This window comes from Aestuariibius violaceus (assembly GCF_040779325.2).
Classification (GTDB): domain Bacteria; phylum Pseudomonadota; class Alphaproteobacteria; order Rhodobacterales; family Rhodobacteraceae; genus Aestuariibius; species Aestuariibius violaceus.
On sequence record NZ_JBFONT020000001.1, the window covers coordinates 1082016 to 1104765 of the forward strand.

Annotated in this window: 23 protein-coding genes; 7 read left to right on the top strand and 16 right to left on the bottom strand. The window is 65.4% G+C overall.

Annotated elements, in window-relative coordinates; all coding sequences use genetic code 11:
• Window positions 1-131: 131 nt before the first annotated feature.
• The 13 genes from AADZ90_RS05485 to AADZ90_RS05545 form a co-directional block, all read right to left on the bottom strand.
• Window positions 132-890 (bottom strand): TIGR02186 family protein, encoded by a 759-nt coding sequence (locus AADZ90_RS05485; RefSeq protein ID WP_367308755.1) that lies wholly within the window; start codon window positions 888-890, stop codon window positions 132-134.
• Window positions 887-1795 (bottom strand): sulfite exporter TauE/SafE family protein, encoded by a 909-nt coding sequence (locus tag AADZ90_RS05490; protein WP_367308754.1) that lies wholly within the window; start codon window positions 1793-1795, stop codon window positions 887-889. Before AADZ90_RS05490 ends, AADZ90_RS05485 begins: the two co-directional genes overlap by 4 nt.
• Before the next feature lie 182 nt (window positions 1796-1977).
• Complete coding sequence (locus AADZ90_RS05495; RefSeq protein WP_367308753.1) at window positions 1978-2946, bottom strand: ABC transporter permease; 969 nt, start codon at window positions 2944-2946, stop codon at window positions 1978-1980.
• Window positions 2946-3575, bottom strand: coding sequence for a LysE family translocator (locus tag AADZ90_RS05500; protein ID WP_367308752.1), 630 nt, complete (start codon window positions 3573-3575; stop codon window positions 2946-2948). The genes AADZ90_RS05495 and AADZ90_RS05500 overlap by 1 nt, the downstream gene beginning before the upstream one ends.
• On the bottom strand, window positions 3572-4693 hold the full coding sequence (locus AADZ90_RS05505; protein ID WP_367308751.1) for an ABC transporter permease: 1122 nt from the start codon (window positions 4691-4693) through the stop codon (window positions 3572-3574). The genes AADZ90_RS05500 and AADZ90_RS05505 overlap by 4 nt, the downstream gene beginning before the upstream one ends.
• A 22-nt stretch (window positions 4694-4715) precedes the next feature.
• Window positions 4716-4922 (bottom strand): hypothetical protein, encoded by a 207-nt coding sequence (locus AADZ90_RS05510; protein WP_367308750.1) that lies wholly within the window; start codon window positions 4920-4922, stop codon window positions 4716-4718.
• 84 nt (window positions 4923-5006) lie between these two features.
• Window positions 5007-6590: an ABC transporter ATP-binding protein gene (locus AADZ90_RS05515; RefSeq protein ID WP_367308749.1), complete on the bottom strand. Its 1584-nt coding sequence runs from the start codon at window positions 6588-6590 to the stop codon at window positions 5007-5009.
• 77 nt (window positions 6591-6667) lie between these two features.
• On the bottom strand, window positions 6668-7663 hold the full coding sequence (locus AADZ90_RS05520; RefSeq protein WP_367308748.1) for a BMP family lipoprotein: 996 nt from the start codon (window positions 7661-7663) through the stop codon (window positions 6668-6670).
• Window positions 7664-7865: 202 nt separating this feature from the next.
• A complete protein-coding gene (locus AADZ90_RS05525) occupies window positions 7866-8330 on the bottom strand; it encodes a GNAT family N-acetyltransferase (protein WP_367308747.1) in 465 nt (154 codons plus the stop codon).
• Window positions 8323-8997, bottom strand: a complete 675-nt coding sequence (gene tsaB / locus AADZ90_RS05530; protein WP_367308746.1) for a tRNA (adenosine(37)-N6)-threonylcarbamoyltransferase complex dimerization subunit type 1 TsaB — start codon at window positions 8995-8997, stop codon at window positions 8323-8325. The genes AADZ90_RS05525 and tsaB overlap by 8 nt, the downstream gene beginning before the upstream one ends.
• Window positions 8972-9529, bottom strand: coding sequence for a NifU family protein (locus AADZ90_RS05535; RefSeq protein ID WP_367308745.1), 558 nt, complete (start codon window positions 9527-9529; stop codon window positions 8972-8974). Before AADZ90_RS05535 ends, tsaB begins: the two co-directional genes overlap by 26 nt.
• Window positions 9530-9611: 82 nt before the next feature.
• Window positions 9612-10424, bottom strand: a complete 813-nt coding sequence (locus AADZ90_RS05540) for a ChaN family lipoprotein (protein ID WP_367308743.1) — start codon at window positions 10422-10424, stop codon at window positions 9612-9614.
• Window positions 10425-10459: 35 nt separating this feature from the next.
• Window positions 10460-11338 carry an RNA polymerase factor sigma-32 gene (locus AADZ90_RS05545; RefSeq protein WP_367308742.1) on the bottom strand — a complete coding sequence of 293 codons (879 nt, stop codon included), beginning with the start codon at window positions 11336-11338 and terminating at the stop codon, window positions 10460-10462.
• Window positions 11339-11355: 17 nt separating this feature from the next.
• Between AADZ90_RS05545 and cobU the strand changes: the two genes are divergently transcribed.
• The 4 genes from cobU to AADZ90_RS05565 all read left to right on the top strand — a co-directional run bounded on the left by cobU (window position 11356) and on the right by AADZ90_RS05565 (window position 14873).
• Window positions 11356-11967 (top strand): bifunctional adenosylcobinamide kinase/adenosylcobinamide-phosphate guanylyltransferase, encoded by a 612-nt coding sequence (cobU, locus tag AADZ90_RS05550; RefSeq protein WP_367308740.1) that lies wholly within the window; start codon window positions 11356-11358, stop codon window positions 11965-11967.
• Window positions 11964-12542 carry a histidine phosphatase family protein gene (locus AADZ90_RS05555; RefSeq protein ID WP_367308739.1) on the top strand — a complete coding sequence of 193 codons (579 nt, stop codon included), beginning with the start codon at window positions 11964-11966 and terminating at the stop codon, window positions 12540-12542. The genes cobU and AADZ90_RS05555 overlap by 4 nt, the downstream gene beginning before the upstream one ends.
• Before the next feature lie 76 nt (window positions 12543-12618).
• Entirely contained in the window at window positions 12619-13293 is a 675-nt protein-coding gene (locus AADZ90_RS05560; RefSeq protein WP_367308738.1) for a glutathione S-transferase, read from the top strand.
• Between the two features lie 68 nt (window positions 13294-13361).
• Window positions 13362-14873 (top strand): YifB family Mg chelatase-like AAA ATPase, encoded by a 1512-nt coding sequence (locus AADZ90_RS05565; protein WP_367308737.1) that lies wholly within the window; start codon window positions 13362-13364, stop codon window positions 14871-14873.
• A 2-nt stretch (window positions 14874-14875) separates the two neighbouring features.
• On the opposite strand, the gene gshB is transcribed toward AADZ90_RS05565, so the two are convergent.
• The 3 genes from gshB to rsmI form a co-directional block, all read right to left on the bottom strand.
• Window positions 14876-15811, bottom strand: a complete 936-nt coding sequence (gene gshB, locus AADZ90_RS05570) for a glutathione synthase (RefSeq protein WP_367308736.1) — start codon at window positions 15809-15811, stop codon at window positions 14876-14878.
• Between the two features lie 67 nt (window positions 15812-15878).
• Window positions 15879-16241: a YraN family protein gene (locus tag AADZ90_RS05575; protein ID WP_367308735.1), complete on the bottom strand. Its 363-nt coding sequence runs from the start codon at window positions 16239-16241 to the stop codon at window positions 15879-15881.
• Window positions 16242-16264: 23 nt separating this feature from the next.
• Window positions 16265-17125, bottom strand: a complete 861-nt coding sequence (gene rsmI, locus AADZ90_RS05580) for a 16S rRNA (cytidine(1402)-2'-O)-methyltransferase (protein WP_367308734.1) — start codon at window positions 17123-17125, stop codon at window positions 16265-16267.
• A 96-nt stretch (window positions 17126-17221) separates the two neighbouring features.
• Between rsmI and AADZ90_RS05585 the strand changes: the two genes are divergently transcribed.
• The 3 genes from AADZ90_RS05585 to murJ are packed head-to-tail and all read left to right on the top strand — an operon-like array spanning window position 17222 to window position 22747.
• Window positions 17222-18394 carry a penicillin-binding protein activator gene (locus tag AADZ90_RS05585; RefSeq protein WP_367308733.1) on the top strand — a complete coding sequence of 391 codons (1173 nt, stop codon included), beginning with the start codon at window positions 17222-17224 and terminating at the stop codon, window positions 18392-18394.
• Entirely contained in the window at window positions 18354-21161 is a 2808-nt protein-coding gene (locus AADZ90_RS05590) for a [protein-PII] uridylyltransferase (RefSeq protein WP_367308732.1), read from the top strand. Before AADZ90_RS05585 ends, AADZ90_RS05590 begins: the two co-directional genes overlap by 41 nt.
• Window positions 21158-22747: a murein biosynthesis integral membrane protein MurJ gene (murJ, locus tag AADZ90_RS05595; RefSeq protein WP_367308731.1), complete on the top strand. Its 1590-nt coding sequence runs from the start codon at window positions 21158-21160 to the stop codon at window positions 22745-22747. Before AADZ90_RS05590 ends, murJ begins: the two co-directional genes overlap by 4 nt.
• Window positions 22748-22750 lie beyond the last annotated feature (3 nt).

Genomic DNA, 22750 nt, shown 5'->3' on the forward strand with positions numbered 1-22750 from the left:
CCATCCCTGCACCTTCGCATGCGGCGCGCCCGGGCATCTTCCTAGGACCGTATCCATTGGATGCAGCGCCTCTTAGCAATATGTGGCCAAGTAGACGCCCCTGGACCCAATCCGGCAAGCGATTTCGCGCCCTAACGGCGTGCGATCCGAAACACCTCGGACGCCCCCCAACCCGCAAAGATCGCGATGGCAAGCGACATGAGCCCGTAGATCAGTGGCTTTTCATGGGCCAGATTGTAGAGCCACCGTTCGAGGCCAACCTTTTCGACCGGGATGACAGTCTCGAAGACATCGACGATCCGACCCTCCCGCGTCAGAAAGATGCGGACGATGTAATCGCCTTCGGTGAGGTTCGCGGGCAGCCCGATCTCGGTCCGGAAAAGCGTCTGCGCCTCCAGATCGACGGCGCCTTCCAGGGTCTGGTACAGGCGGTCTCCCGCCCGGATCCGGATCAGAGCACGGGTAAAGGCCGCAGGATCGGTCACGTTCATCGGCGCACCCACCGACCGGATCGCGCGGGGGATCGTGATGCGGTAGCGCAGATCCTCGGTATCCTTCAAAACCTCCCGCAAGGGGCCGGTTGCGGCAACAGCGTAAAAAGACGGCGCGGAATCCACCTCGACCGCATCGGTATTCACCCAGATGCCCAAGCGGCGTTCCTTGCGCCGGACGGTGATCGGCTCGTCGGGGCCCTTGACGGTCACGATCACGTTCAAGGGTGCCCCCTCCGGGATCGGTGCCTCGCGCCGCACGGCCCCGAATATGAGCACATCGTCGCCCTCGAACGTCGCTGTGATCGCGACCTGATCCCGACTGAGACCGAGGACGATCTCCTCGGCCTCGAGCGGCCCCGCAAGAAGGCAGAGAAGCGCGAGGAGTGTCCGGCTCACTCGACCTCTCCGATGGAGTAGAGCTCGCGGGGCTCGATCAGCAGATCGGCGGCCAGCTTGCCGCAGACCGCAAGCACGAGGATCGCCAGCAGGATGCGCAGCTGTTCGGCCTTCAGGCGCGCGCCGAGCCGCGTGCCGAACTGTGCTCCGACGACGCCCCCGATCAACAGCAGAACGGCCAGGGCTACGTCGACCGTGTAGTTGGTCGTCGCGTGAAGAAGCGTGGTGAACGCGGTCACGAAGATGATCTGGAAGAGCGATGTTCCGACGACAACCTTCGTCGGCATCCCAAGCAGATAGATCATCGCAGGCACCATGATGAACCCGCCGCCGACCCCCATGATCGCAGCGAGGACACCCACGCTGATCCCGACGAGGATGGGCGGAATGACCGAGATATACAGACCCGAGACCCGGAATTTCATCTTGAACGGCAGGGCGTGCACCCAGTTATGACGCCGCCGCACGGGGGGCGCTTTCCGTCTGGAGCGGCGCAGGGCGTTGAGGCTTTCGATGAACATGAGCCCGCCGACGACGCCGAGGAAAAGAACGTAACAAAGCCGCACCAAAAGATCGACCTGGCCCATCGCCTTGAGCCAGTTGAAGATAACGACCCCGACCGCCGCCCCGATCAACCCCCCGACGAGGAGGACGGTGCCCATCCTCAGATCGACTGTCCGCCGCCTGAGATGGGCCAGCACGCCGGAGAAGGACGAGGCGACGATCTGGTTCGCTTCCGTCGCCACGGCGACTGGTGGGGGGATGCCGATGAAGAACAGAAGCGGCGTCATCAGAAAGCCACCACCGACACCGAACATGCCCGACAGGATACCGACGAGGCCGCCCAGACCCACGAGAAGGAAGGCGTTCACCGACACTTCTGCAATGGGGAGGTATATCTGCATGACCTCTCATAGCGCCGCGCCGCGTCGCAGCGCAATGGGGCGGGCGGGAGAACCCGGAGCTGTGCGCTGCGTTCGCGCCTGCAGCGGGCGGGACGCAGCAGGCGGGGTGGTCGCTATTGGTCAGGTGGCGGGGATGGTTCGCGCGCTGGCGGATTCTGAGTATTTTTGGCCAGATGAAGGAGCTAGCGCTCTTTCACATAGGGCTCGCCGCCGGCGCGCGGCGGGATCGCCTTGCCAACGAAGCCGGCGAGGATGATGACCGTCGCGATGTAGGGCAGGGCGACCAGAAGCTGCGGCCAGACGCGGACGCTGAGCACGGCTTCGATGACGTCGGGGCGGAGTTCCAGCGCTTGCAGGAAACCGAAGAGCAAGCAGGCGCCAAGGGCGGCCCAGGGGCGCCACTTTGCAAAGATCAGTGCGGCCAGCGCAATGAAGCCGCGACCCGCCGTCATGTCCTTGGTGAAGCCGGCCTGCAGGGCGGTCGAGAGATAGGCCCCTGCGATCCCACAGAGGATCCCGCAAATCGCCACCGCTGCGAAGCGCAGGCCGACGACGGAGATCCCGGCCGTATCAACCGCAGCCGGGTTTTCGCCGACGGCACGCAGGCGCAGGCCGAAGCGGGTGCGGAACAGGATCCACCAGGTGGCGGGGACAGCGAGAAGGGCGATGTATACGATGATCGTGTGGCCGGAGATCAGCTCGGCATAAAGCGGGCCGAGGATCGGGATGTCAGAGAGCGCCTCGGCAAAGGGAAGCGTGATCGGCTCGAACCGGCCGCCGGACATGAGCGCAGGCGTCCTCCCGCCCTGGCTGAACCAGCTTTGCGCAACCACCACCGTGAGCCCCGCTGCGAGGAAATTGATCGCGACGCCCGAGATCAGTTGGTTCCCCCGAAAGGTGATCGACGCGATCCCGTGAACCGCCGCCAGGGACATCGACGCACCGATCCCCGCCAGAAGGCCGATCCAGGCGGATCCCGTGACAAAGGCCATCGCGGCTGAGAGCATCGCCGCCGCAAGCATTTTCCCTTCGAGGCCGATATCGAAAATCCCCGCCCGTTCGGAAAACAGCCCCGCAAGGCAAGCAAGCAGAAGCGGTGTTGCAAGCCGCACCGTCGAGTCGAGGACCTGGAGAAGCGTGCCGAAGTCCATCAGCTTCGCTCCATCGCCAGCCGTACCGCGAAAACGGTGAAGAAGACGCCGATCGCGCCCTCAATCCAGCGCCGCGCTCTGGGATAAAGCGCCCGCACCGGTGCTGCCGACAGAAGCAGCGCCCAGCCGAGATGGATGAGGAGCGAGTTCAAGAATGCGCCGAGGACGAAGAGAACGACGACGGGCCAAGGGGCTGCTGCGAGGTTGGCGGCACTCGCGATGGCCAGCCAGAAGAAGATTGCCTTGGGGTTGGACAGCTGGAGGACAAATCCAGTCAGCGCCGTCCGGAACCCGCTCCTTGGCCGGAACTGGACATCCGGCAGGGGCGGCAGGACGATCGCGGTCCGGAACGATTTGAAGGCGAGCCACAAGAGGAAGACAGCCCCCGCCAGCCGCACCACCGTCATCAGGTCGGAATAGAGCACGAAAATCGCTGCGACTCCCAGCACCGTGCCGAGCGACATGACGATTGCCGCTGAACCGATCCCGCAGGCCGTTGCCACCGCTGCGCCACGTCCGCGCGAAGCCGACACCCCGAGAAGCAGGGTTACCGCAGGCCCGGGCGACAGCAGGCTCGCTGCCTGGATGCCCCAAGCAATCAGAAGTGCCGGCCACCAGTCCGCAATCATTCCGCCGCCTCCAGCTTGGTTTCGGGCTTGGGCGGCCGGCGCATGGCGAGGAAGATCCGCTCGAGCGGCATCCGCACCATGTTGTCGAGAGCCCCGGTGAAAAGGATCACCAGCGCCTGGATCACCACGATCAACTCCCGCGGGATCGACGTCCAGAGCGCCAGTTCGGCCCCGCCCTGGTAGAGGAACCCGAAGAGCAGGGCGGCGAGGAACACGCCGAACGGATGTGATCGGCCCATCAGCGCCACGGCGATCCCTATAAAGCCCGCGCCCTCGACCGCGTTCAGGACCAGCCGCTCGGCCTCGCCCATCACGTTGTTGATCGCCATCAGACCGGCCAGTCCGCCGGAGATCAGCATCGCGATCATGACGATCTTGGTGCCTGAGATGCCGGCGTAGAGCGCGGCTGGCTCCGACTGGCCGAAGGCACGGATCTCGTAGCCGAGCCGCGTCCGCCAGATCAGCGCCCAGACCGCAATGCACGCGATCACCGCGATGATGAAAGAGACATTGGCGGGCACCGAGGGCGAGAACCCGATCCCCGTCCAGCCGAACATCTCGTGAAAGGTCGGCAGGTTGGTCGCTTCGGGGAACCGCGCGGTGGCAGGATCCATCGAACCGGCAGGTTTCAGTGGGCCCACGAGGAAGTAGTTCAGAACGGCGGCCGCGATGAAGTTGAACATGATCGTCGTGATCACGATGTGGCTGCCCCGCGCGGCCTGCAGATAGGCCGGGATCGCCGCCCAGAGCGCGCCAAAGAGAGCGCCGGCCGCCATCGCGCCAAGCAAAGCCAGCGACCAGTGCGGCCAGGGAATGAAAAGACAGACTAGCGCCACGCCAAGGCCCCCCAGCGCCGCCTGCCCCTCACCACCGATATTGAAGAGCCGCGCATGGAAGGCGACCGCGACAGCAAGCCCGGTAAAAATGAAATTCGTCGCGTAATAGAGCGTGTAGCCCCAGCCGTAGGCCGATCCGATCGCCCCGTCGACCATGTAGCGCAACGCCTCGAGCGGGTCTTCTCCGATGGCGAGAATCACGAGGGCCGACAGGATCGCGGCCAGGAGAAGGGAAATCAGCGGGACGAGGACGATCTCGACCCATTTGGGCATGACCTCCATCAGAGCCCTCCGCGCCTTGATGTCAGGCGCCGAACACCGCGCCCAGGATGAAGATCACGACACAAGCTGCGCCCCCAAAGATCAGGTAGCTTCGCAGATCGCCTCCTTTGAAGGGATTTTTGGGCGCTCGCAGCTTGCGCTGCGGATTCAGCTCCGCCTCTTTGCGCATCAGCCGGTCTATCGCTGCGTCGATCTGATACGCGTCTGCGTCCCGATCTTCGTCGGTCATTGTCACTGCCCTTCCAAACTTCCCCCGGCCCGCGTGGCAAACCTAGCTCGCGAACCTTATACGGATCAATCGTTACGCAACGCATCATTCGCGCCCCGCATGGGCCAAATTGGCCTCGACCTTGCGGAAGTCATGATCACCGCTGGTATCCGTGACACCCGCCATCAGCAAGCCAAGCTCGGTCTCGTCCGTATCACCCGGCAGCCGTTCGCCCATCAGCTGCCCATCAAACATCACGGCGATCCTGTCGGACAGCCCCATGATTTCGTCAAGCTCGACGCTGACCAGCAGGATCGCCTTCCCCTGATCGCGCAGCGCGACGATCTGCTGGTGGATGAACTCGATCGCGCCGATATCGACGCCGCGCGTCGGCTGACCAACCAGCAGCAGATCCGGCGACCGCTCGATCTCGCGCGCCAGGACGATCTTCTGCTGGTTCCCGCCTGAGAAGCTCTTTGCCGCCAGGTTCGGATCCGGCGGGCGTACATCGAACCGCTCCATCTTGCCGGCCATGTCGTCTTTCATCGCGGCATTGTTCAGGAAGGCGCTGCCGAACTTTTCGTCCTTGTGATAGCCGAAGGCGCAGTTCTCCCAGGCGTGGAACTCCATGATAAGCCCCTCGCGCTGCCGGTCTTCCGGCACATGGGCGATCCCGCGCGCGCGCCGCGATTGGCCGTCGGACTTGGTGCCGGTCAGATCGATCTCCTGCCCGTTCATCCGCACCGTGCCGGTCGCCGCGCGCATCCCACCAAGCACCTCGAGCAGTTCCGACTGGCCGTTCCCGGCGACCCCGGCAATGCCCAGGATCTCGCCCGCCTTGATGTCGAAGCTGACGCCCTTCAGCCGCTCGACACCCTTGTCGTCGTTCACCCGAAGATCCCGCACCTCCAGCACGGTCTCGCCCACCGTCGCGGGCGCCTTCTCGACCCGCAACAGCACCTTGCGCCCGACCATCAATTCGGCCAGCTCGGGCGGAGAGGTCTCGGCGGTCTTCACCGTCGCCGTCATCTCGCCGCGCCGCATCACGCTGACCGTATCGGTGATCTCCATGATCTCGCGCAGCTTGTGGGTGATCAGGATGATCGTCTTCCCCTCGGCCTTCAGGTTGGCGAGGATCCGGAACAGGTGATCCGCCTCCGCCGGGGTCAGAACGCCGGTCGGCTCGTCCAAGATCAGGATCTCGGCCTTGCGGTAGAGCGCCTTCAGGATCTCCACCCGCTGCTGCATCCCGACCCCGATATCCTCAATCTTCGCATCGGGCTCGACGTTCAGCTCATACTCCTTGGACAGCTGCTCCAGCTCCCGCCGTGCCCGCGCAAGCGACGGCCGCAGCAAGCCGCTGTCCTCCGCCCCCAGAACGATGTTTTCGAGAACCGTAAAGTTCTGCACCAGCTTGAAGTGCTGGAAAACCATTCCGATGCCTGCAGAGATCGCCGCCTGGCTATCGGGGATCTCGGTCTTCTGCCCCCGGATCCAGATCTCGCCCGCATCGGCCTTGTAGAAGCCATAGAGGATCGACATCAGCGTCGACTTGCCCGCGCCGTTCTCACCGATGATTCCGTGGATCGTTCCCGGTATCACCCTGATCGAGATATCCTTGTTGGCCTGAACCGGCCCGAACGCCTTCGAGATACCCTTCAGCTCGATTGCCGGTGCGGTCTCGCTCATCGCAGACGATCTCCAAGTATACATACGGGGCCGCTGCCATCCGGCGCGGCCCCGCTCGTGGTCTTAGCCAGCCGTCCTCAGAAGGAGAGCGCCGGGCAAGTCTCGTCGCTCATATAGTCGTGAACCTCGGTCTCGCCGGCGATGATCGCCGCCGCTGCCGCGTCCACCGTCGCCTTCATCTCGTCGCTCACAAGCTCTGCATTGAACTCGTCCAGCGCATAGCCCACGCCTTCGTTGGCAAGCCCCATGACCATCACGCCAGTCTCGACGTCCGCACCGGCCGTGAAGGCGTCAAAGACGGCATTGTCGACCCGCTTGAGCATCGAGGTCAGAACCTCACCGGGATGCAGGTAGTTCTGGTTGCTGTCCACGCCGATCGACAGGATGTCCTCATCTGCCGCCGTCTGCAGAACGCCCACGCCGGTCGCGCCCGCTGCCGCGTAGACGACATCGGCCCCTTGTGCGATCTGCGCCTGCGTCAGCTCGGACCCCTTCACCGGATCCGCCCACGCGGCAGGCGTCGTACCGGTCATGTTGGCGATCACATTGGCATCCGGGTTCACCGCCAGAACGCCCTGCGCATAGCCGCAGGCGAACTTGCGGATCAGCGGAATATCCATCCCGCCAATAAAGCCGACCGTGCCGCTTTCCGACGCCATCGCCGCCATCATGCCGACGAGGAACGACCCCTCATGCTCCTTGAACACCACCGACCGCACGTTCGGCGCATCGACCACCGAGTCGACGATGACGAAGGTCGTGTCCGGGTAATCCGGCGCCACTTCGGACAGCACGTTGCCGAAGGCGAAACCGGTCATCACGATCGGGTTCGACCCGCTTTCCGCCAGCCGTCGCAGCGCCTGCTCGCGCTGGGCTTCGGATTGCATCTCGACCTCGCGGTAGTCGCCACCGGTCTCTTCCGACCAGCGCTGGGCGCCGTTATAGGCCGCTTCGTTGAACGACTTGTCGAACTTGCCGCCGAGGTCAAAGACAATGGCCGGATCGGCCAAAGCGCTGCCTGCACCCAGTGCCAGCACCGCCGCTGCGCCAAGGAAAGTCTGTTTCAAGCTCATCCGGGAACTCCCTGTTCTCTTTGGCGGGAGGCCAGAGCAGAACCGCCACCCCGCAGGTAAACACCGCAAGATAAGGCCCGCTGATCCGGGGAAGATCAATAGCTTTCTAGTGTTTACGCTAGGGTCACGACGGTCACATGCCCGTAATTCAGGCAGACGGGGCCGGGCACTGTCTCCGCCTCGCCAACAGACTCAGACGGGTCTAACGTTCAACCTCAGTCTGGGAGGTTTCGCCCAGCTCGGGCGAGCCGGAAACCGCAAGGCCCACCAATGGTTTCCGCATCAGCACCGCATCCACGCCGCCCGGATAATACCCGGCGCGAAGGCCCGTCTCGGCGTATCCCGCACGCGCATAAAGCGCGCGCGCCGCGCCGTTATCCGCTGCCACATCCAGAAACGCGGTCACCGCGCCCCGTCCGGCCGCCACATCCTCGAAGTCCGTCAGACATGCGCCCCCTACGCCGCGGCGGCGGAATATCGGGTCGACCGCCAGCGTCAGAAGCTCCACCTCATCCGCAGCAATCCGTCCCAACGCGAAGCCGCTTTCACGCTCCACCACGAAGACCCCCGGCAGATCTAGCATCGCCGCGATCTCCCGCGCCGACCACCCGCGCCCCCGCGGGAAAGCAGCCGCATGCAGCAACGCCAGAGCCTCCACATCAGCCATCAAGGATCACCGGAGCCGGATCCTTCGGCGGCGCCGCATCCGCGGGCCGGACATACAGAGGGGCAGGGCGCGGGATGTCTTCTCCCGTTAAAGTCTTCTCAGCCGCAAGCTTTGATAGCTTCTCGATGCCACCTTCGGCCCATTCGACCTCGGCTTCGTGAGGTGAAAGATCGTTGTCTTGGGGTTTCTCTAACCAAGGCTCTCCTTGCGGCCTACCGAACTTAAAACGTTGACCGTAAAGACAGTCTTTTGGAGCCGCCAGATACACGTAGTCGCTCAACTGCCTGACTTGTGCTCGCTTCCTGGCTCGGGCTCCGGCCATTGAGTAGTCAATCGGCTCGTAGGCCACTTCGAACGTCGACACTCCAACGGCAGGCACCCCTAGCCCCAAGGCCAAACCCCGTGCTGCGGACACCGCGATCCTTATGCCGGTAAAGTTCCCCGGCCCAATCCCGACTCCGATGGCATCCAGTTCCTCCCAGACACTTCCGGTCTCAGCCAGAACCTCCTCAAGCAAGGGCATCAGCCGCTCTGCCTGCCCGCGCTTCATCTCTTCGAAGCGCTTGGAAACGATCTCTCCACCCCGAAGCAAAGCGGCCGCGCAATGCGCGGCCGATGTGTCGAAGGCGAGGATTGTCGGGTCAGGCGGCGACAGGGCGGACCTCAAGCACTTCCGGGATGTAGTGCCGCAGCAGGTTCTCGATCCCCATCTTCAGCGTCAGCGTCGAAGACGGGCACCCGGCGCAGGCGCCCTGCATGTGCAGGTAGACAATCCCGCGGTCGAAGCCGTGGAACGTGATGTCCCCGCCATCCTGCGCCACCGCGGGCCGCACGCGCGTGTCGAGCAGCTCCTTGATCTGGCCCACGATCTCTGCGTCTTCGCCGGTATGCTCGGCGTGGCCCGAGGCGCGCTCGCCCTCAATCACCGGCTGGCCGGACTGGTAGTGTTCCATGATCGCGCCAAGGATCGCCGGTTTGATGTGGTCCCACTCAACCCCTTCGGCCTTGGTGACCGTCACGAAATCGTTGCCGAGGAACACGCCTGTCACGCCATCCACTGCAAAGATCCGCTGCGCCAGCGGCGAGGGGCCGGCACTGTCCGGCGTCGGGAAATCCGCGGTTCCCGCATCGAGCACGGACTGGCCCGGCAGAAACTTCAGCGTCGCCGGATTCGGGGTCGATTCGGTCTGGATGAACATGTTCTGGATCTCCGGAAAGCGGTCTACGGAATATGCGGATCCTGCGGGCGCGTGTCAACTCTTTGGAACGATTCTAAATGGACTAGCCAGCCTGCTCCAGGAGAGCCGCGCAAGGGTCGCTCCTCTCTGGCGCGTCCGCATCCAGAACGATGTTGAAGGGTCCAAGCGGCGCTTCCCCGCCCTCTCCTTGCCCGATGGCGACGACACGTGCATCGGCGGCCTGCGCCAAAGCGAAAGGCACCCCCCAATCATTGCGTGCGTGGCCGTTGCCGGTGATCAGAACCACCGGGGCACCAAAAGCCTCCAACGCCTCCAGCGTCCGCGCCGCAAAGATCACGTCGCGCTGCCGCTGCAGATCGACCATGAGCGGCAGCCGTGCCTCCGGCATCACCCCGCAATGGGCTTCCGCCTGCAAAGCCTCGCGCGCGGCCTGCTGCTCCTCGGGCAGCGGACCCGGCCAGCCAAACCGGGCGGCATCCTCCGGCACCCCGGCCATCTGGGGTGGATCGACATCGCGGTTCAACCCGTGCGGCCCGGTCCCGACGATCCGCGCCTCGGGCGCCGCGGCCATAATCGGTGCGTAATACGCGATATCGGGCCACCCGGACCGCTCCCAGTCAAGCAGCGGGCCAAGAACGTCCGCCTCCCGCACGGTGTCTGGCTCGATACGCGCGGCCTGATCGTCCGACAGCATCTCGAAGATGACTGCCGTCGGTTGCAGGGCCGCGACGATTTCAGCCTGGATCCGGTGATGCTCCGGATTGTCGTGATACTCGCCGATGATCACGATCTCGGCCTCACGCGCCATTTCGACCGCATCGGCAACATCATCCGCCGCCGCGGCAGAGCCGATCGCAGGCCAGACCGCAACAAAAAAGGCGCGCAACCCGTTCAATCGCACGCCTTTAAGTCTGCCTTGTCCGGAAGGTGTCATGCGAAGAAGTGATGCACCTCACGCGATTGCCCCTCAAGGCTCTTCCGCATCTTCCCGAAGGCGGCCGCCTCCAGCTGCCGCACACGCTCTTTCGAAAGGCCCAGCTCGTTGCCAAGGCTCTCAAGCGTTCGCGGCTCTTCCCGCAGCTTCCGTTCACGAACGATGAACTGCTCACGATCATTCAGCGCCGAAAGGGCCGCGACCAGCCAATCGCGCAGACAATCCGTATCGTGCCGGTTCTCCACCGTCTCGGCCGCCTGCTCGCTGTCATCCTCAAGCGTATCGATCCACTCGCGCCCTTCGTCCTCGACCGACTGCGTCGCATTCAGCGAATAGTCAGATCCCGACAAGCGCCCTTCCATCATCTCGACATCATGCAGCGGCACGCCCACTTCGCTCGCGATCATCTGGCGCAACTGATGCCGGTCAAGGTTCTCTCCGGACGAGGCCGCCTCCCGCTCAAGCCGCGCCTGCACCCGGCGCATATTGAAGAACAGCGACTTCTGGGAAGAGGTCGATCCGGTCCGAACCATTGACCAGTTACGCATCACGTAATCCTGGATCGATGCCTTGATCCACCAGACGGCATAGGTCGAAAAGCGCACCCCGCGATCGGGGTCGAACTTGTCGGCCGCCTTCATGAGCCCGAGAGACGCTTCTTGGATCAGGTCGTTCATCGGCGCCCCGTAGCGCTTGAACTTCGCCGCCATGGAAATCGCGAGGCGCATATAGGCGGTGATCAGACGATGCAGCGACTTTTCGCAGCGCTCGTCCCGCCAGGCATAGGCGAGGCGCAACTCCGTTTCGGCATCCAAGAGTTCGGCCTTCATGGCCCGGCGAGAGAGGGATTGATCGTAAGATCCGTCTAGGGCCATTGCGCTCTCCTAAGTGTATGCCGATCGGCAGCGTCTGTTTTCTGCGACATGGCTGTGTTACGGGGATCAAACGTCGCTGGATCAATAAAGTTGCGCGCATGGCGTTGAAAACGACATCCCTGGTTCTAGGTGGCGCTTCTTCCGGTAAGTCTCTGTTCGCGGAACGTCTTGTCATAGTTGAAGATTTGCCGCGGATTTACATCGCGACGGCGCAGGCTTTTGACGATGACATGTCCGTGAAGATCGCACGTCACAGGACACGCCGGGGGAATGACTGGCAGACGATCGAGGCGCCGGAGGACCTCCCGGGTGCTCTCGGAACGGCCCCCCCAGCGGCACCTGTCCTGATCGACTGCCTCACACTCTGGCTGACCAATCTCCTCCTCGGCGGGCATGACATAGCGCCCCGCCTTGAGGCATTGCTGGATGCGCTTTCGGATCGCAACGGACCGGTGACCATCGTCAGCAATGACGTCAGCGGCGGGGTGATCCCCGAAACTTCACTCGGGCGGCAATTCCAGCGCATCCAGGGAGAGACCAATCAACGCGTGGCGGCCATGGCCGATCTCGTCGTTCTGGTGACCGCGGGCCTGCCGCTCGTGCTCAAGGGCGAGCTGCCGATCAAATGACCAAACGCCTCTGGCTGATCCGGCACGGGCCTACCCATGCCAAGACGATGGTCGGCTGGACCGATCTCGCCGCCGATCTCTCCGACACCGCCGCGCTGAACCGCCTCGGCGACGCGCTTCCTTCGTCCGCCCATATGATCTCGTCCGATCTCTCCCGCGCCAAGTCGACGGCAGACAGCATCCCCGCAGGCCGCCTCCGCCTGCCGCATGATCCCAACCTGCGGGAACTGCATTTCGGCGCTTGGGAGGATCGCACCTTCGCCGATATCGATGCAGAGACCCCGGACCACCTGCGCGCGTTCTGGGAAACGCCGGGCCCCATCGCCCCTCCGGATGGCGAAAGCTGGAACGACCTGCGGGCACGAACTGACACCGCCATCGACCAGCTCATCGCAGAGGGTCCCGAAGACATCGCAATCGTCTGCCATTTCGGCCCCGTCCTCACCCAGATCCAGCGCGCCCTCGACCTCGACGCCGTCGCCGCCTTCCGCATCCGCATCGACCCGCTCTCGCTCACAATCATCGAACGGCACGAGGGCGCCTGGTCCGTCCGCGGCATCAACTGGCGCCCCTGAGACCATCGAAAACCGTGCGCCACCCCATCACGAGAATTCGTTGGCCTCGCGCCACTCCTCCGGCGAAAACCGCTGCATGACCCATCGCCTGATCCTCGGCGACCGCGCCTATTCCAGCTGGTCGCTCCGCGCCGCCCTTCTCGTCGACCGCTTCGATCTGCCGGTCGAAACCGACTTCATCTCGTTCCTTGGCAAGTCGGTGGCCGAGCAGCTTACCGACACGCCTCCCGCGCGAACCGTGCCGACCCTCGTCCTCGATGATGGGTCCGTCGTCTGGGACTCGCTCGCCGTCGCCGAAACCCTCGCCGACCTGTTCCCCGACGCCGGCCTCTGGCCTGCGGGGATCTCTGAGCGCGCCACCGCTCGCGCGCTCGCGTCCGAGATGCATTCCGGTTTCGCCGCGCTCCGCACCATGTGCCCGATGAACCTGCGCGTCGCCTATCGCGACTGGGATCCGGGTCTCGAGGTCGCCGAAGACCTCCGCCGGATCGACGTGATCTGGGACCATGCCCTCACCCGCTCCGGCGGCCCCTGGCTGTGCGGCGACTACTCCATCGCCGATGCCTTCTTCGCCCCGGTCGCCGCGCGGATCGCAGGCTACGGCCTCTCCATTTCCGATAGCGCGTCATCCTACGTCGCCGCCCACCTTGCCGAGCCCACCTTTCGCGCCTGGCGGGCCAAGTCCCTGACCGACGGTCCCGATCTGCCGCAATATGTCCGCGACTACCCGCAAACCGACTGGCCCGGCTGATCTGCCCTTAACCCTTCGCTAACCACGAGCCGTCTATTCCTGCTTCCCGGGGCAGAAGGAGGATCGGGATGACTGCGCTGGCCTATACGGTGGCGTTCGAAGGGGTCGAGGCACGCCTGGTCGAGGTGCAATGCGCCGTCACGCCGGGCATGCCCGCCTTCTCGATCGTTGGCCTGCCGAACAAGGCCGTGACCGAGGCGAAGGAACGGGTCCGCGCCGCGCTCACCGCGATGAACCTCGCCCTGCCTTCCAAGCGGATCACGGTCAACCTCTCCCCCGCCGACCTGCCCAAGGAAGGCTCCCATTTCGACCTGCCCATCGCCCTCGCGCTTCTCGCCGCCATCGATGTCCTGCCCCGCGATACCATCGCCCAGACCGTCGCGCTGGGAGAGCTCTCGCTCAACGGCACCCTCGTCCCCGTCATCGGCGCGCTCCCCTCTGCGATGACGGCGGCCGAAGAAGACCGAACGCTCCTCTGCCCAAAAGATTGCGGGCCCGAGGCCGCTTGGGTCGGCGCCTGCGCCGTCATCGGCGCCGCATCCCTCTCGGAAGTCGTCCAGCACTTCACCGGCCAAAACGTCCTCTCGCCCGCTGAACCGGGCGAGGTCATGCCGACCTCCGGCGGGCCCGACATGCGCGACGTGAAGGGGCAGGAACGCGCCAAGCGCGCCCTCGAAATCGCCGCGGCCGGGCGCCACCACGCGTTGATGATCGGCACCCCCGGCTCCGGCAAGTCGATGATGGCCAAGCGCCTGCCGGGGATCCTGCCGCCGCTCACCGCCCCCGAGGCGCTCGAGACATCGATGGTCCACTCCCTCGCCGGTCTCCTCAGCGGTGGCGGCATCAACCGCGCGCGGCCCTTCCGCGATCCGCATCATACGGCAAGCCAGGCCGCGATCATCGGTGGCGGCAAGGGGGCCAAGCCGGGAGAGATCTCGCTGGCCCATAACGGCGTCCTCTTCCTCGACGAATTCCCCGAATTCCCCCGCCAGGTCCTCGAAACGCTCCGCCAGCCGATCGAGACGGGCGAGGTTATGGTCGCCCGCGCCAACGCCCACATCCATTACCCTTGCCGGTTCATGCTAATCGCCGCCGCCAACCCCTGCCGTTGCGGCTATCTGAGCGATCCGGCCCGCGCCTGCGCCCGCGTCCCGGCTTGTGGAGAGGACTATCTCGGCCGCATCTCCGGCCCTCTGATGGACCGCTTCGACCTGCGCGTCGATGTCCCGCCCGTCGCCTTCACCGACCTCGACCTGCCCGAAGATGGCGAGACCTCGGCCACAATCGCCGAACGGGTCGCCGCCGCCCGCCAGGTACAGTTCGCCCGCTACATCGACATGACCGGCGTCCGCGTCAACGCCGATCTGGAAGGCGCCGCCCTAGACGAGGCCGCCGCCCCCGACAGCGAAGGCCGCGAACTTCTCAGTCGCGTGGCCGAACGTTTCGGTCTCTCCGCCCGCGGCTACCACAGGGTGCTCCGCGTCGCGCGCACCGTCGCTGATCTCGATGGTTCCCAAACTGTGCGCCGCCCCCATGTGGCCGAAGCGGTCAGCTTCCGCGTCACCGGCGCAGAGCCGTAAGTTTAGCCAAGCCGCGCCTCAACCGCGTCCCAGATCTTCGCGGCGATGTTGACGTTGTCGAACCGCTCCAGTTCCTGAATGCCGGTGGGCGACGTCAAGTTGATCTCGGTCAGCCAGCCGCCGATCACGTCGATCCCGACGAAGACCTGTCCCTTCTCCTTCAGAAGCGGCCCGATCGCCGCGCAGATCTCCCGGTCACGGTCGGTGAGCGTGCTGGACTCGGCCCGCCCGCCCACATGCATGTTCGACCGCGTCTCGCCCTTCTGCGGTACCCGGTTGATCGCGCCAACCGGCGCGCCGTCGACCAGGATCACGCGTTTGTCGCCCTGCGTCACGTCCGGCAGAAATTTCTGAACGATCAGAGGCTCCCGGCTCAGCCCGCTGAACATCTCGTGCAGCGAGGCGAGGTTTCCGTCCGTGCTCGACAGTTTGAACACGCCGGCCCCGCCATTGCCGTAAAGCGGCTTGAGGATGATATCCCCGTGCCGGTCCCGGAATTCCCTCAGCGTGCCGAGGTCCCGCGCGATGGTCGTCGGGGGGATGAGGTCGGGAAAATCCAACACCAGAAGCTTCTCGGGGTAGTTGCGGACCCAGAACGGATCGTTGACGACAAGCGTTTCCGCCCGGTCCAGCAAATGGGTCGTCGTGATATAGCCCATATCGAACGGCGGGTCCTGTCGCAGCCAGACCACATCAAAGTCCGATAACGGCCTGCGCGTCTCGTCCCCGAAAGAGGCATGGTTGCCGCGCTCCCGCCGTACCGTTACCTCCCGCCCCCGCGCCGCGACGACCCCTTCCTCGAAGGCCAGTTGGTCGGGTGTATAGACGAACAGCCAATGCCCCCGCGCCTGCGCCTCCTCGGCCAGCCGAAAGGTGCTGTCCGCGTCGATATCGACCCCTTCGATCGGGTCCATCTGAAAGGCGATTTCAAGGGCCATCGGCGCGCTCCATCCTCGGGTCGATCCGCCCTAGATGGCCCAGCCGCGCGGGCGTGACAATGGCCGCTCAAGCCTCGCCGAAGGCGTTTTCCAGGATCCGCACGTCGCCGATCCCGTTCATCAATGCCACGTCGAACCGCATATCGGTCAGAAGGCCGCGCGGTTCGCCCGCCGCAAACTCCTCCGCTGTCGCGCAGATCCGGTTCATCTGCTTCCGGTTCAGCCGTTCCGCTGCCTTGCCGAAGCTGCGGCTCTTCTTCACCTCGACGAAGATCAGGCCATCGTCCACTGGATCGCGCAAAACGATATCGATTTCGCCGACACTCCCGCGCCAGCGCCGGGCCGCCACCTCGCACCCCTTCCGGCGGTACCGATCGACGACACTCTCCTCAGCCGCGAAGCCGGCCGCAAAAGACACTTTCCCACTCATCACTCACTCCAACTCAAGTCACATCAGTCTTCGTCCTGAAGCCGCAAGGCCGCCTGATAAACCTCCCGCCTAGGCAATCCCAGACTTCCTGCCACCACCGCGGCGGCATCCTTCACCCGCATCGTCTCCATCGCCCGCCGCAAGGCGGCTTCGACATCCTTATCGTCCACCGGCGCCTCCGTCGCCGCGCCAACCAGCACCACGATCTCCCCCCGCGGCGCGGTTTCAGCAAAGCGGTCCGCCAGATCGCCCAATGTCCCGCTCACCGTTTCCTCGAACCGTTTCGTTAGTTCCCGGCATACCACCCCCTCCCGCTCTCGTCCCAAGACTTCGCACATATCACTTAACATTTCCCGAACACGCTGCGGCGCCTCATAGAACACCAGTGTTCCCGGGATCCGGGCCAGCATCGCCAGTTCCGCTTTCCGTGCCGCGCCGGTCGACGGCAGAAAGCCCGCGAAGAAGAACCTGTCCGTAGGCAACCCGCCGACCGCCAGCGCCGCCAGCACCGCCGATGCCCCAGGCACGGCCGTCACCGCGAACCCGGCCTCCCGCACGTCCCGCGCCAGGGCGTATCCCGGATCGGCGATCAGCGGTGTGCCCGCCTCAGACACATAGGCGACGGACCGGTCTGCAGCGATCTCGTCCACCAGCCGGGCCCGCACCTTCGCCGCGCTGTGGTCGTGATACGCCACCAGCGGGCGGCGCGACAGCGCGACCCCGTGGATGTCCATCAGCTTGCGCGCCGTCCGCGTATCCTCGGCCGCCAGCACATCGGCCGAGGCCAGCACGTCGAGTGCCCTCAAGGTAATGTCGCGCGCCGTGCCGATGGGAGTCGAAACAAGATACAGACCGGCGGAGAGTGGCTGTTTCTTAACATTCATGACTCGACCCCTCCTGTCGCTCGCCTATGATCGGCCACGACGCGATCGGCCGGCCTCCGGGCGATTGCAGATCGCAATTGGAGGAGAGAGCCAGCCATGATCGCCCTTATCCGTCCGGCCCGCAAGGCCGCCGCCCGCCTTGCGGCGCTCTTCGCAATCGCCTGGCTCGCGGCCTGTGAACCGATCGGCACCGCCGGCCTTGGCGGGGGTCCGACCATCGACACCAATGCGCCCGTCCGTGTCGCCCTTCTGGTGCCGAACGGCTCTGGGCAAAGCACGGACGCCTTCCTCGCCCGCAGCCTGGAGAACGGGGCGCGCCTCGCCATCGGCGATCTGAACGATGCGCAGATCGACCTGCGGGTCTACAACACCGCCGGCCGTGCGGGCCCGGCGGCAAATGCCGCACAGAGGGCCGTCGCCGACGGCGCGCAGATCATCCTCGGCCCGCTCTATGCCGAGGCCGCGAACGCGGCAGGCGTCGCCGTCGCGGGCAACAACGTCAATGTGCTGGCCTTCTCCAACAACGCCGCCATCGCGGGTGGCAACGTCTTCATCCTCGGCCCGACATTCGACAACACGGCCGACCGGCTGACGCAATATGGTCGCCGCCAGGGCGTCAACCGCTACGTGATCGCCCATGCCGATACCGTTCCGGGTGCCACCGGCCGCAACGCCATCACGGCTGCCGTCCGCAGCAATGGCGGCACGGTTGTCGGCGTCGAAAGCTACCCGCTGTCCCAGAACGGCATCGTCAATGCGGGCCCCCGCATCGCCAACACGGTGCAGACAACCGGCGCCCAGGCCGTCTTCACGACCGCCGTCCCGGGCGACGAGCTCTCGGTTCTCGCCACCGGCGTCAAGGAACGGGTCCCCCCCGCACAGCTTGTCGGCCTGACCCGCTGGAATTCCGAGGCCGCGTTCCTCACGCTCCCGGCGCTCCAGGGCGGGCTCTTCGCCATCCCCGACCAATCGCTGCAATCCCGGTTCGAGGCGCGCTACCGCGCGGCCTACGGCGAACCGGCCCACCCGGTGGCGGGCCTCGCCTATGACGGCATCGCCGCCATCGGCGCGCTCGTCAGCTCCGGCAACCGGCAGGCGCTGTCGGCTTCGGCCCTGACGCAACGCTCCGGCTTCCGGGGAACGGGCGGCATCTTCCGTCTTCTGCGCGATGGGACTAATGAAAGGGCCCTCGCAGTCGCGACGATCCGCAACAACCGGGTGGTCATCCTTGACCCAGCTCCCACGACCTTCGGCCGCGCTGGTTTCTGACAACGGCGGCGACTGGGCCCCGAAAGAGGGTCTGGTCGCGCCTGCCATCGAGATCTTCGACCGTGACACGGTCCGCGCGGCCCTTGACGTGGCCGCCGGGGCCGATCCCGCCGATCGCCGCACCGCAATCGTCCGGATCCTGAAAGAGGCTCGCAAAGGCGGCCTCGCCCGTATCGCAGAGGCATTCCGCGCCGCCCCCCGCACCGCGCGCCCCGTCACGCGGGCTTATGCCTGGCTCACCGACCAGATCGTCTGCAGCCTCTTCGATGTCGTCTCGACGAAGATCCACTCGCGCCCCCAGACCGACGCGCCGGGCCAGATCGCCCTCGTCGCGATCGGCGGCTACGGGCGGGGCGAGATGGCGCTCCACTCCGATGTCGACCTGATGTTCCTGACCGAACGCAAACTGACCCCCTGGGCCGAAAGCGTCGTGGAAGAGATGCTCTACGTCCTCTGGGACCTGAAGCTCAAGGTCGGCCACGCCACCCGCACGGTCGGCGAATGCCTGCGCCTTGCGCGCGAGGATTACACGATCCGCACCAGCCTCGTCGAATACCGCCACCTGACGGGCGACGAGGCGCTCTCGTCCGAGCTGCGCCGTCGCCTCATGTCAGACCTCTTCCAGTCCACCGCCTCGGACTTCGTCGAGGCCAAGCTCGCCGAACGCGCGGAACGCCACCGCAAGCAGGGCGGCCAGCGCTACATGGTCGAACCCAACGTGAAGGAAGGGAAGGGTGGCCTGCGCGACCTGCAATCGCTCTTCTGGATCGGCAAATACGTCAACGGCGTCACCGACGCGGCGGAACTCGTCGATCTCGGCGTCTTCACCAGGGACGAATTCGCGACCTTCCTCGCGGCCGAGGACTTTCTCTGGGCCGTCCGCTGCCATCTCCACCTGATCACCGGCCGGGCGATGGACCAACTGACCTTCGACCTGCAGGTCGAGGTCGCCGATGCGATGGGCTACCTCGATCAGGGCGGGCGCCGGGCGGTCGAACATTTCATGCAGGATTACTTCCGCCACGCGACCTCGGTCGGCGAACTGACCCGGATCTTCCTCGTCTCCCTCGAAGACGCCCATGTGAAGACCGAACCGATGCTGACCCGCATCTTCAAGCGCCGCAAGCAGGCCCGCGCGCCCTATGCCATCGCCCAGAACCGCCTGACCGTGGCCGATGACGCGGCCTTCCTGTCCGACAAGCTCAACATGCTGCGCATCTTTGAAGAGGCGCTCAGAACCGGCACGCTGCTCCACCCGCACGCCATGCGCCTCATCGCAGCCAACCTCGACCTGATCGACGCAGAGGTGCGCGCCACCCCCGAAGCCGCGCAGATCTTCCTCCGGCTCCTCCTCAAGCACGGCAATCCGGAACGGGGCCTGCGCCGGATGAACGAACTGGGTGCGCTTGCCCGCTTCATCCCGGAATTCGAACCCATCGTCGCGATGATGCAGTTCAACATGTATCACAGCTACACCGTTGATGAGCACATCATCCAATGCATCAGCCAGCTCGCCCAGATCGAGCGCGAGGAGCTGGTCGAGGAACTGCCCGTCGCCAGCGGCATCCTGAAGGACGGCGTGAACCGCCGCGTCCTCTACGTGGCGCTGCTCCTCCACGACATCGGCAAGGGGCGGCAGGAGGATCACTCGATCCTCGGCGCCCGCATCGCCCGTGACGTGGCGCCCCGGTTGGGGCTGAAAAAGAAGGAAGCCGAGACGGTCGAGTGGCTCGTCCGGCATCACCTCTTGATGTCCGACATGGCCCAGAAACGCGACATCGCCGACCCGCGCACCGTCCGCGACTTCGCCAAGGCGGTGCAGACGCGCGAACGGCTCGACCTGCTGACGGTCCTCACCGTCTGCGACATCCGCGGCGTCGGGCCGAACACCTGGAACAACTGGAAGGCCGTCCTGATCCGGGCCCTCTACCGCCAGACCCGCCGCGGCCTGGAAACCGGCCTCGAGGACATCAACCGGACCGAACGCGAGACCGAAGCCAAGCGCAAGCTGCGCGAGGCGCTGGAAGGCTGGCCCGCCAAGGACATTAAGGCCGAGCTCGCCCGCCACTACCCGCCCTATTGGCAAGGCCTGCACGTGACCGCCCATGTGGATTTCGCGCGGCTCCTCCGTGGCCTTGAACCGGGGGAGATCCGCATCGACCTGACCATGGACCAGGACCGCGACGCCGCCCGCATCTGCTTTGCCATGACCGACCATCCGGGTATCTTCGCCCGCATCACAGGGGCCCTGGCTCTTGTCGGCGCCAACATTGTCGACGCCCGCACCTTCACCACAAAGGACGGCTTCGTCACCGCCGCCTTCTGGATCCAGGACGCCGCCGAAACCCCCTACGATGCCGACCGCCTGCCGCGGCTGCGCAAGATGATCGAACGCACGCTCAACGGCGATTTCGTCGCCCGCGACGCGCTGACGGGCCGCGACAAGGATCGCCTGAAAAAGCGCGAACGCGCCTTCCGCGTGCCCACCTCCATCACCTTCGACAATGAGGGCTCCGACATCTACACGATCATCGAGGTCGATACCCGCGACCGTCCGGGCCTTCTGCACGACCTCTCCCGAACCCTTGCGGGCGCGAACGTGTATATCTCCAGCGCGGTCATCGCGACTTACGGGGAACAGGTGGTGGATACCTTCTACGTCAAGGACATGTTCGGCCTGAAGTACCAGTCCGAGGCCAAACAGAAGAGCCTCGAGAAAAAGCTGCGCGACGCGATCGCGGCCGGCACCGAACGGGCCGCCTCTTGAAGCCGATCAGACTGGTCGCGGGCTTCCTGACGGTCGGTGTCTGGACGCTGCTCAGCCGGATCCTCGGCTTCGTGCGCGACATCATGATCGCGGCCTTCCTCGGCACCGGCCCGGTGGCCGAGGCGTTCCTGATCGCGTTTTCGCTGCCCAACATGTTCCGCCGCTTCTTCGCCGAAGGCGCCTTCAACATGGCCTTCGTGCCGATGTTCTCGAAGAAGCTCGAAGGCGAGGAGAATGCCGAAGCCTTTGCCCGCGACGCGCTCTCGGGCCTTGCGACGATCCTCATCGTCTTCACCCTGCTGGCGCAGATCTTCATGCCTGCGCTGGTCTATGCCATCGCCAGCGGCTTTGCCGGAGATGTCCGGTTCGAGCTGACCGTCACCTTCGGCCGCATCGTCTTCGCCTATATCCTCTTCATCTCGCTCGCCGCGCTCGTCTCGGGCGTGCTGAACGCCATGGGCCGCTTCGCCGCCGCCGCCGCCGCGCCGGTCCTGCTGAACGTCATCCTCGTCGCCGTCCTCCTGCTGGCCGAAACCGCGATCCTCGAAGAGCTCGTCGTCATCGAGGCCGTCGGCGCCGCCGAGTTGACGGGCCTCCACCACGGTACGCTCCTGACCTGGGGCGCGGTGCTGGCCGGTATCGCCCAACTGGCCCTCGTCTGGGTGGCGGCCCGCCGCGCCGGCATGTCGCTCACCCCGGTCATGCCCCGCCTGACGCCCGAGCTGAAACGGCTCGCCATCATCGCCGCCCCCGCCGCGCTCGCCGGTGGTGTCGTGCAGGTGAACTTGCTGATCGGCCGCCAGGTGGCGAGCCATTTCGACGGCGCCGTCGCCTGGCTCAGCTATGCCGACCGGCTCTACCAGCTGCCGCTTGGCGTCGTCGGCATCGCCATCGGCGTGGTGCTGCTGCCCGACCTCTCCCGCCGCCTCAAGGCGGGCGACACGGCGGGCGGCCGTGACGCCTTCAACCGGGCGAGCGAGCTGAGCCTCGCCCTGACAGTGCCGGCCGCCGTCGCGCTGGTGGTCATCCCGCTGCCGCTGGTCGAGGTCCTGTTCCAGCGCGGCGCCTTCGGGGCCGACGATACGGCCGCCACGGCGCTCGCCGTCGCCGTCTATGGCCTGGGCCTGCCCGCCTTCGTCATGCAAAAGGCGCTCCAGCCGCTGTTCTTCGCCCGCGAGGACACGAAGCGGCCGTTCTACTACGCGCTTGCCGCGATGGTCATCAACGCGGCCATCGCCATCGGCCTCTCGACCACTGTCGGCTACATCGCCGCCGCCTTCGGAACCACGATCGCGGGCTGGGCGATGATGATCCTGCTCTGGCGCGGCGCGCGGGGGATGGGAGAGGCCGCCTCCTTCGACGCCCGCTTCCGCCGCCGCATCTGGCGCATCCTCGCGGCCTCGGCAACGATGGGGTTCGTCCTCTGGGCCGCGTCGGTGTCGATGACGCCGTTCCTCGGCATGCCGGGCACGCGCTACGCGGCGTTGGCGATCCTCGTGGCGATCGGCATGGTCAGCTACGGGGCGGCCGGGCAGCTATACGGCGCGTTCCGCCTGTCGGAGTTCCGCCGGGCGCTTAAGCGCTAGAGC

What these genes read in the sequence shown, in the direction of transcription:
- AADZ90_RS05575 (WP_367308735.1), bottom strand. Translation starts at nt 16,241, where the DNA reads ATGAGTGGGAAAGTGTCTTTTGCGGCCGGCTTCGCGGCTGAGGAGAGT.
- AADZ90_RS05555 (WP_367308739.1), top strand. Translation starts at nt 11,964, where the DNA reads ATGACCAAACGCCTCTGGCTGATCCGGCACGGGCCTACCCATGCCAAG.
- AADZ90_RS05585 (WP_367308733.1), top strand. Translation starts at nt 17,222, where the DNA reads ATGATCGCCCTTATCCGTCCGGCCCGCAAGGCCGCCGCCCGCCTTGCG.
- AADZ90_RS05490 (WP_367308754.1), bottom strand. Translation starts at nt 1,795, where the DNA reads ATGCAGATATACCTCCCCATTGCAGAAGTGTCGGTGAACGCCTTCCTT.
- rsmI (WP_367308734.1), bottom strand. Translation starts at nt 17,125, where the DNA reads ATGAATGTTAAGAAACAGCCACTCTCCGCCGGTCTGTATCTTGTTTCG.
- AADZ90_RS05525 (WP_367308747.1), bottom strand. Translation starts at nt 8,330, where the DNA reads ATGGCTGATGTGGAGGCTCTGGCGTTGCTGCATGCGGCTGCTTTCCCG.
- AADZ90_RS05495 (WP_367308753.1), bottom strand. Translation starts at nt 2,946, where the DNA reads ATGGACTTCGGCACGCTTCTCCAGGTCCTCGACTCGACGGTGCGGCTT.
- AADZ90_RS05535 (WP_367308745.1), bottom strand. Translation starts at nt 9,529, where the DNA reads ATGTTCATCCAGACCGAATCGACCCCGAATCCGGCGACGCTGAAGTTT.
- AADZ90_RS05545 (WP_367308742.1), bottom strand. Translation starts at nt 11,338, where the DNA reads ATGGCCCTAGACGGATCTTACGATCAATCCCTCTCTCGCCGGGCCATG.
- AADZ90_RS05505 (WP_367308751.1), bottom strand. Translation starts at nt 4,693, where the DNA reads ATGGAGGTCATGCCCAAATGGGTCGAGATCGTCCTCGTCCCGCTGATT.
- AADZ90_RS05560 (WP_367308738.1), top strand. Translation starts at nt 12,619, where the DNA reads ATGACCCATCGCCTGATCCTCGGCGACCGCGCCTATTCCAGCTGGTCG.
- AADZ90_RS05520 (WP_367308748.1), bottom strand. Translation starts at nt 7,663, where the DNA reads ATGAGCTTGAAACAGACTTTCCTTGGCGCAGCGGCGGTGCTGGCACTG.
- AADZ90_RS05500 (WP_367308752.1), bottom strand. Translation starts at nt 3,575, where the DNA reads ATGATTGCGGACTGGTGGCCGGCACTTCTGATTGCTTGGGGCATCCAG.
- cobU (WP_367308740.1), top strand. Translation starts at nt 11,356, where the DNA reads ATGCCGATCGGCAGCGTCTGTTTTCTGCGACATGGCTGTGTTACGGGG.
- AADZ90_RS05510 (WP_367308750.1), bottom strand. Translation starts at nt 4,922, where the DNA reads ATGACCGACGAAGATCGGGACGCAGACGCGTATCAGATCGACGCAGCG.
- gshB (WP_367308736.1), bottom strand. Translation starts at nt 15,811, where the DNA reads ATGGCCCTTGAAATCGCCTTTCAGATGGACCCGATCGAAGGGGTCGAT.
- AADZ90_RS05515 (WP_367308749.1), bottom strand. Translation starts at nt 6,590, where the DNA reads ATGAGCGAGACCGCACCGGCAATCGAGCTGAAGGGTATCTCGAAGGCG.
- AADZ90_RS05565 (WP_367308737.1), top strand. Translation starts at nt 13,362, where the DNA reads ATGACTGCGCTGGCCTATACGGTGGCGTTCGAAGGGGTCGAGGCACGC.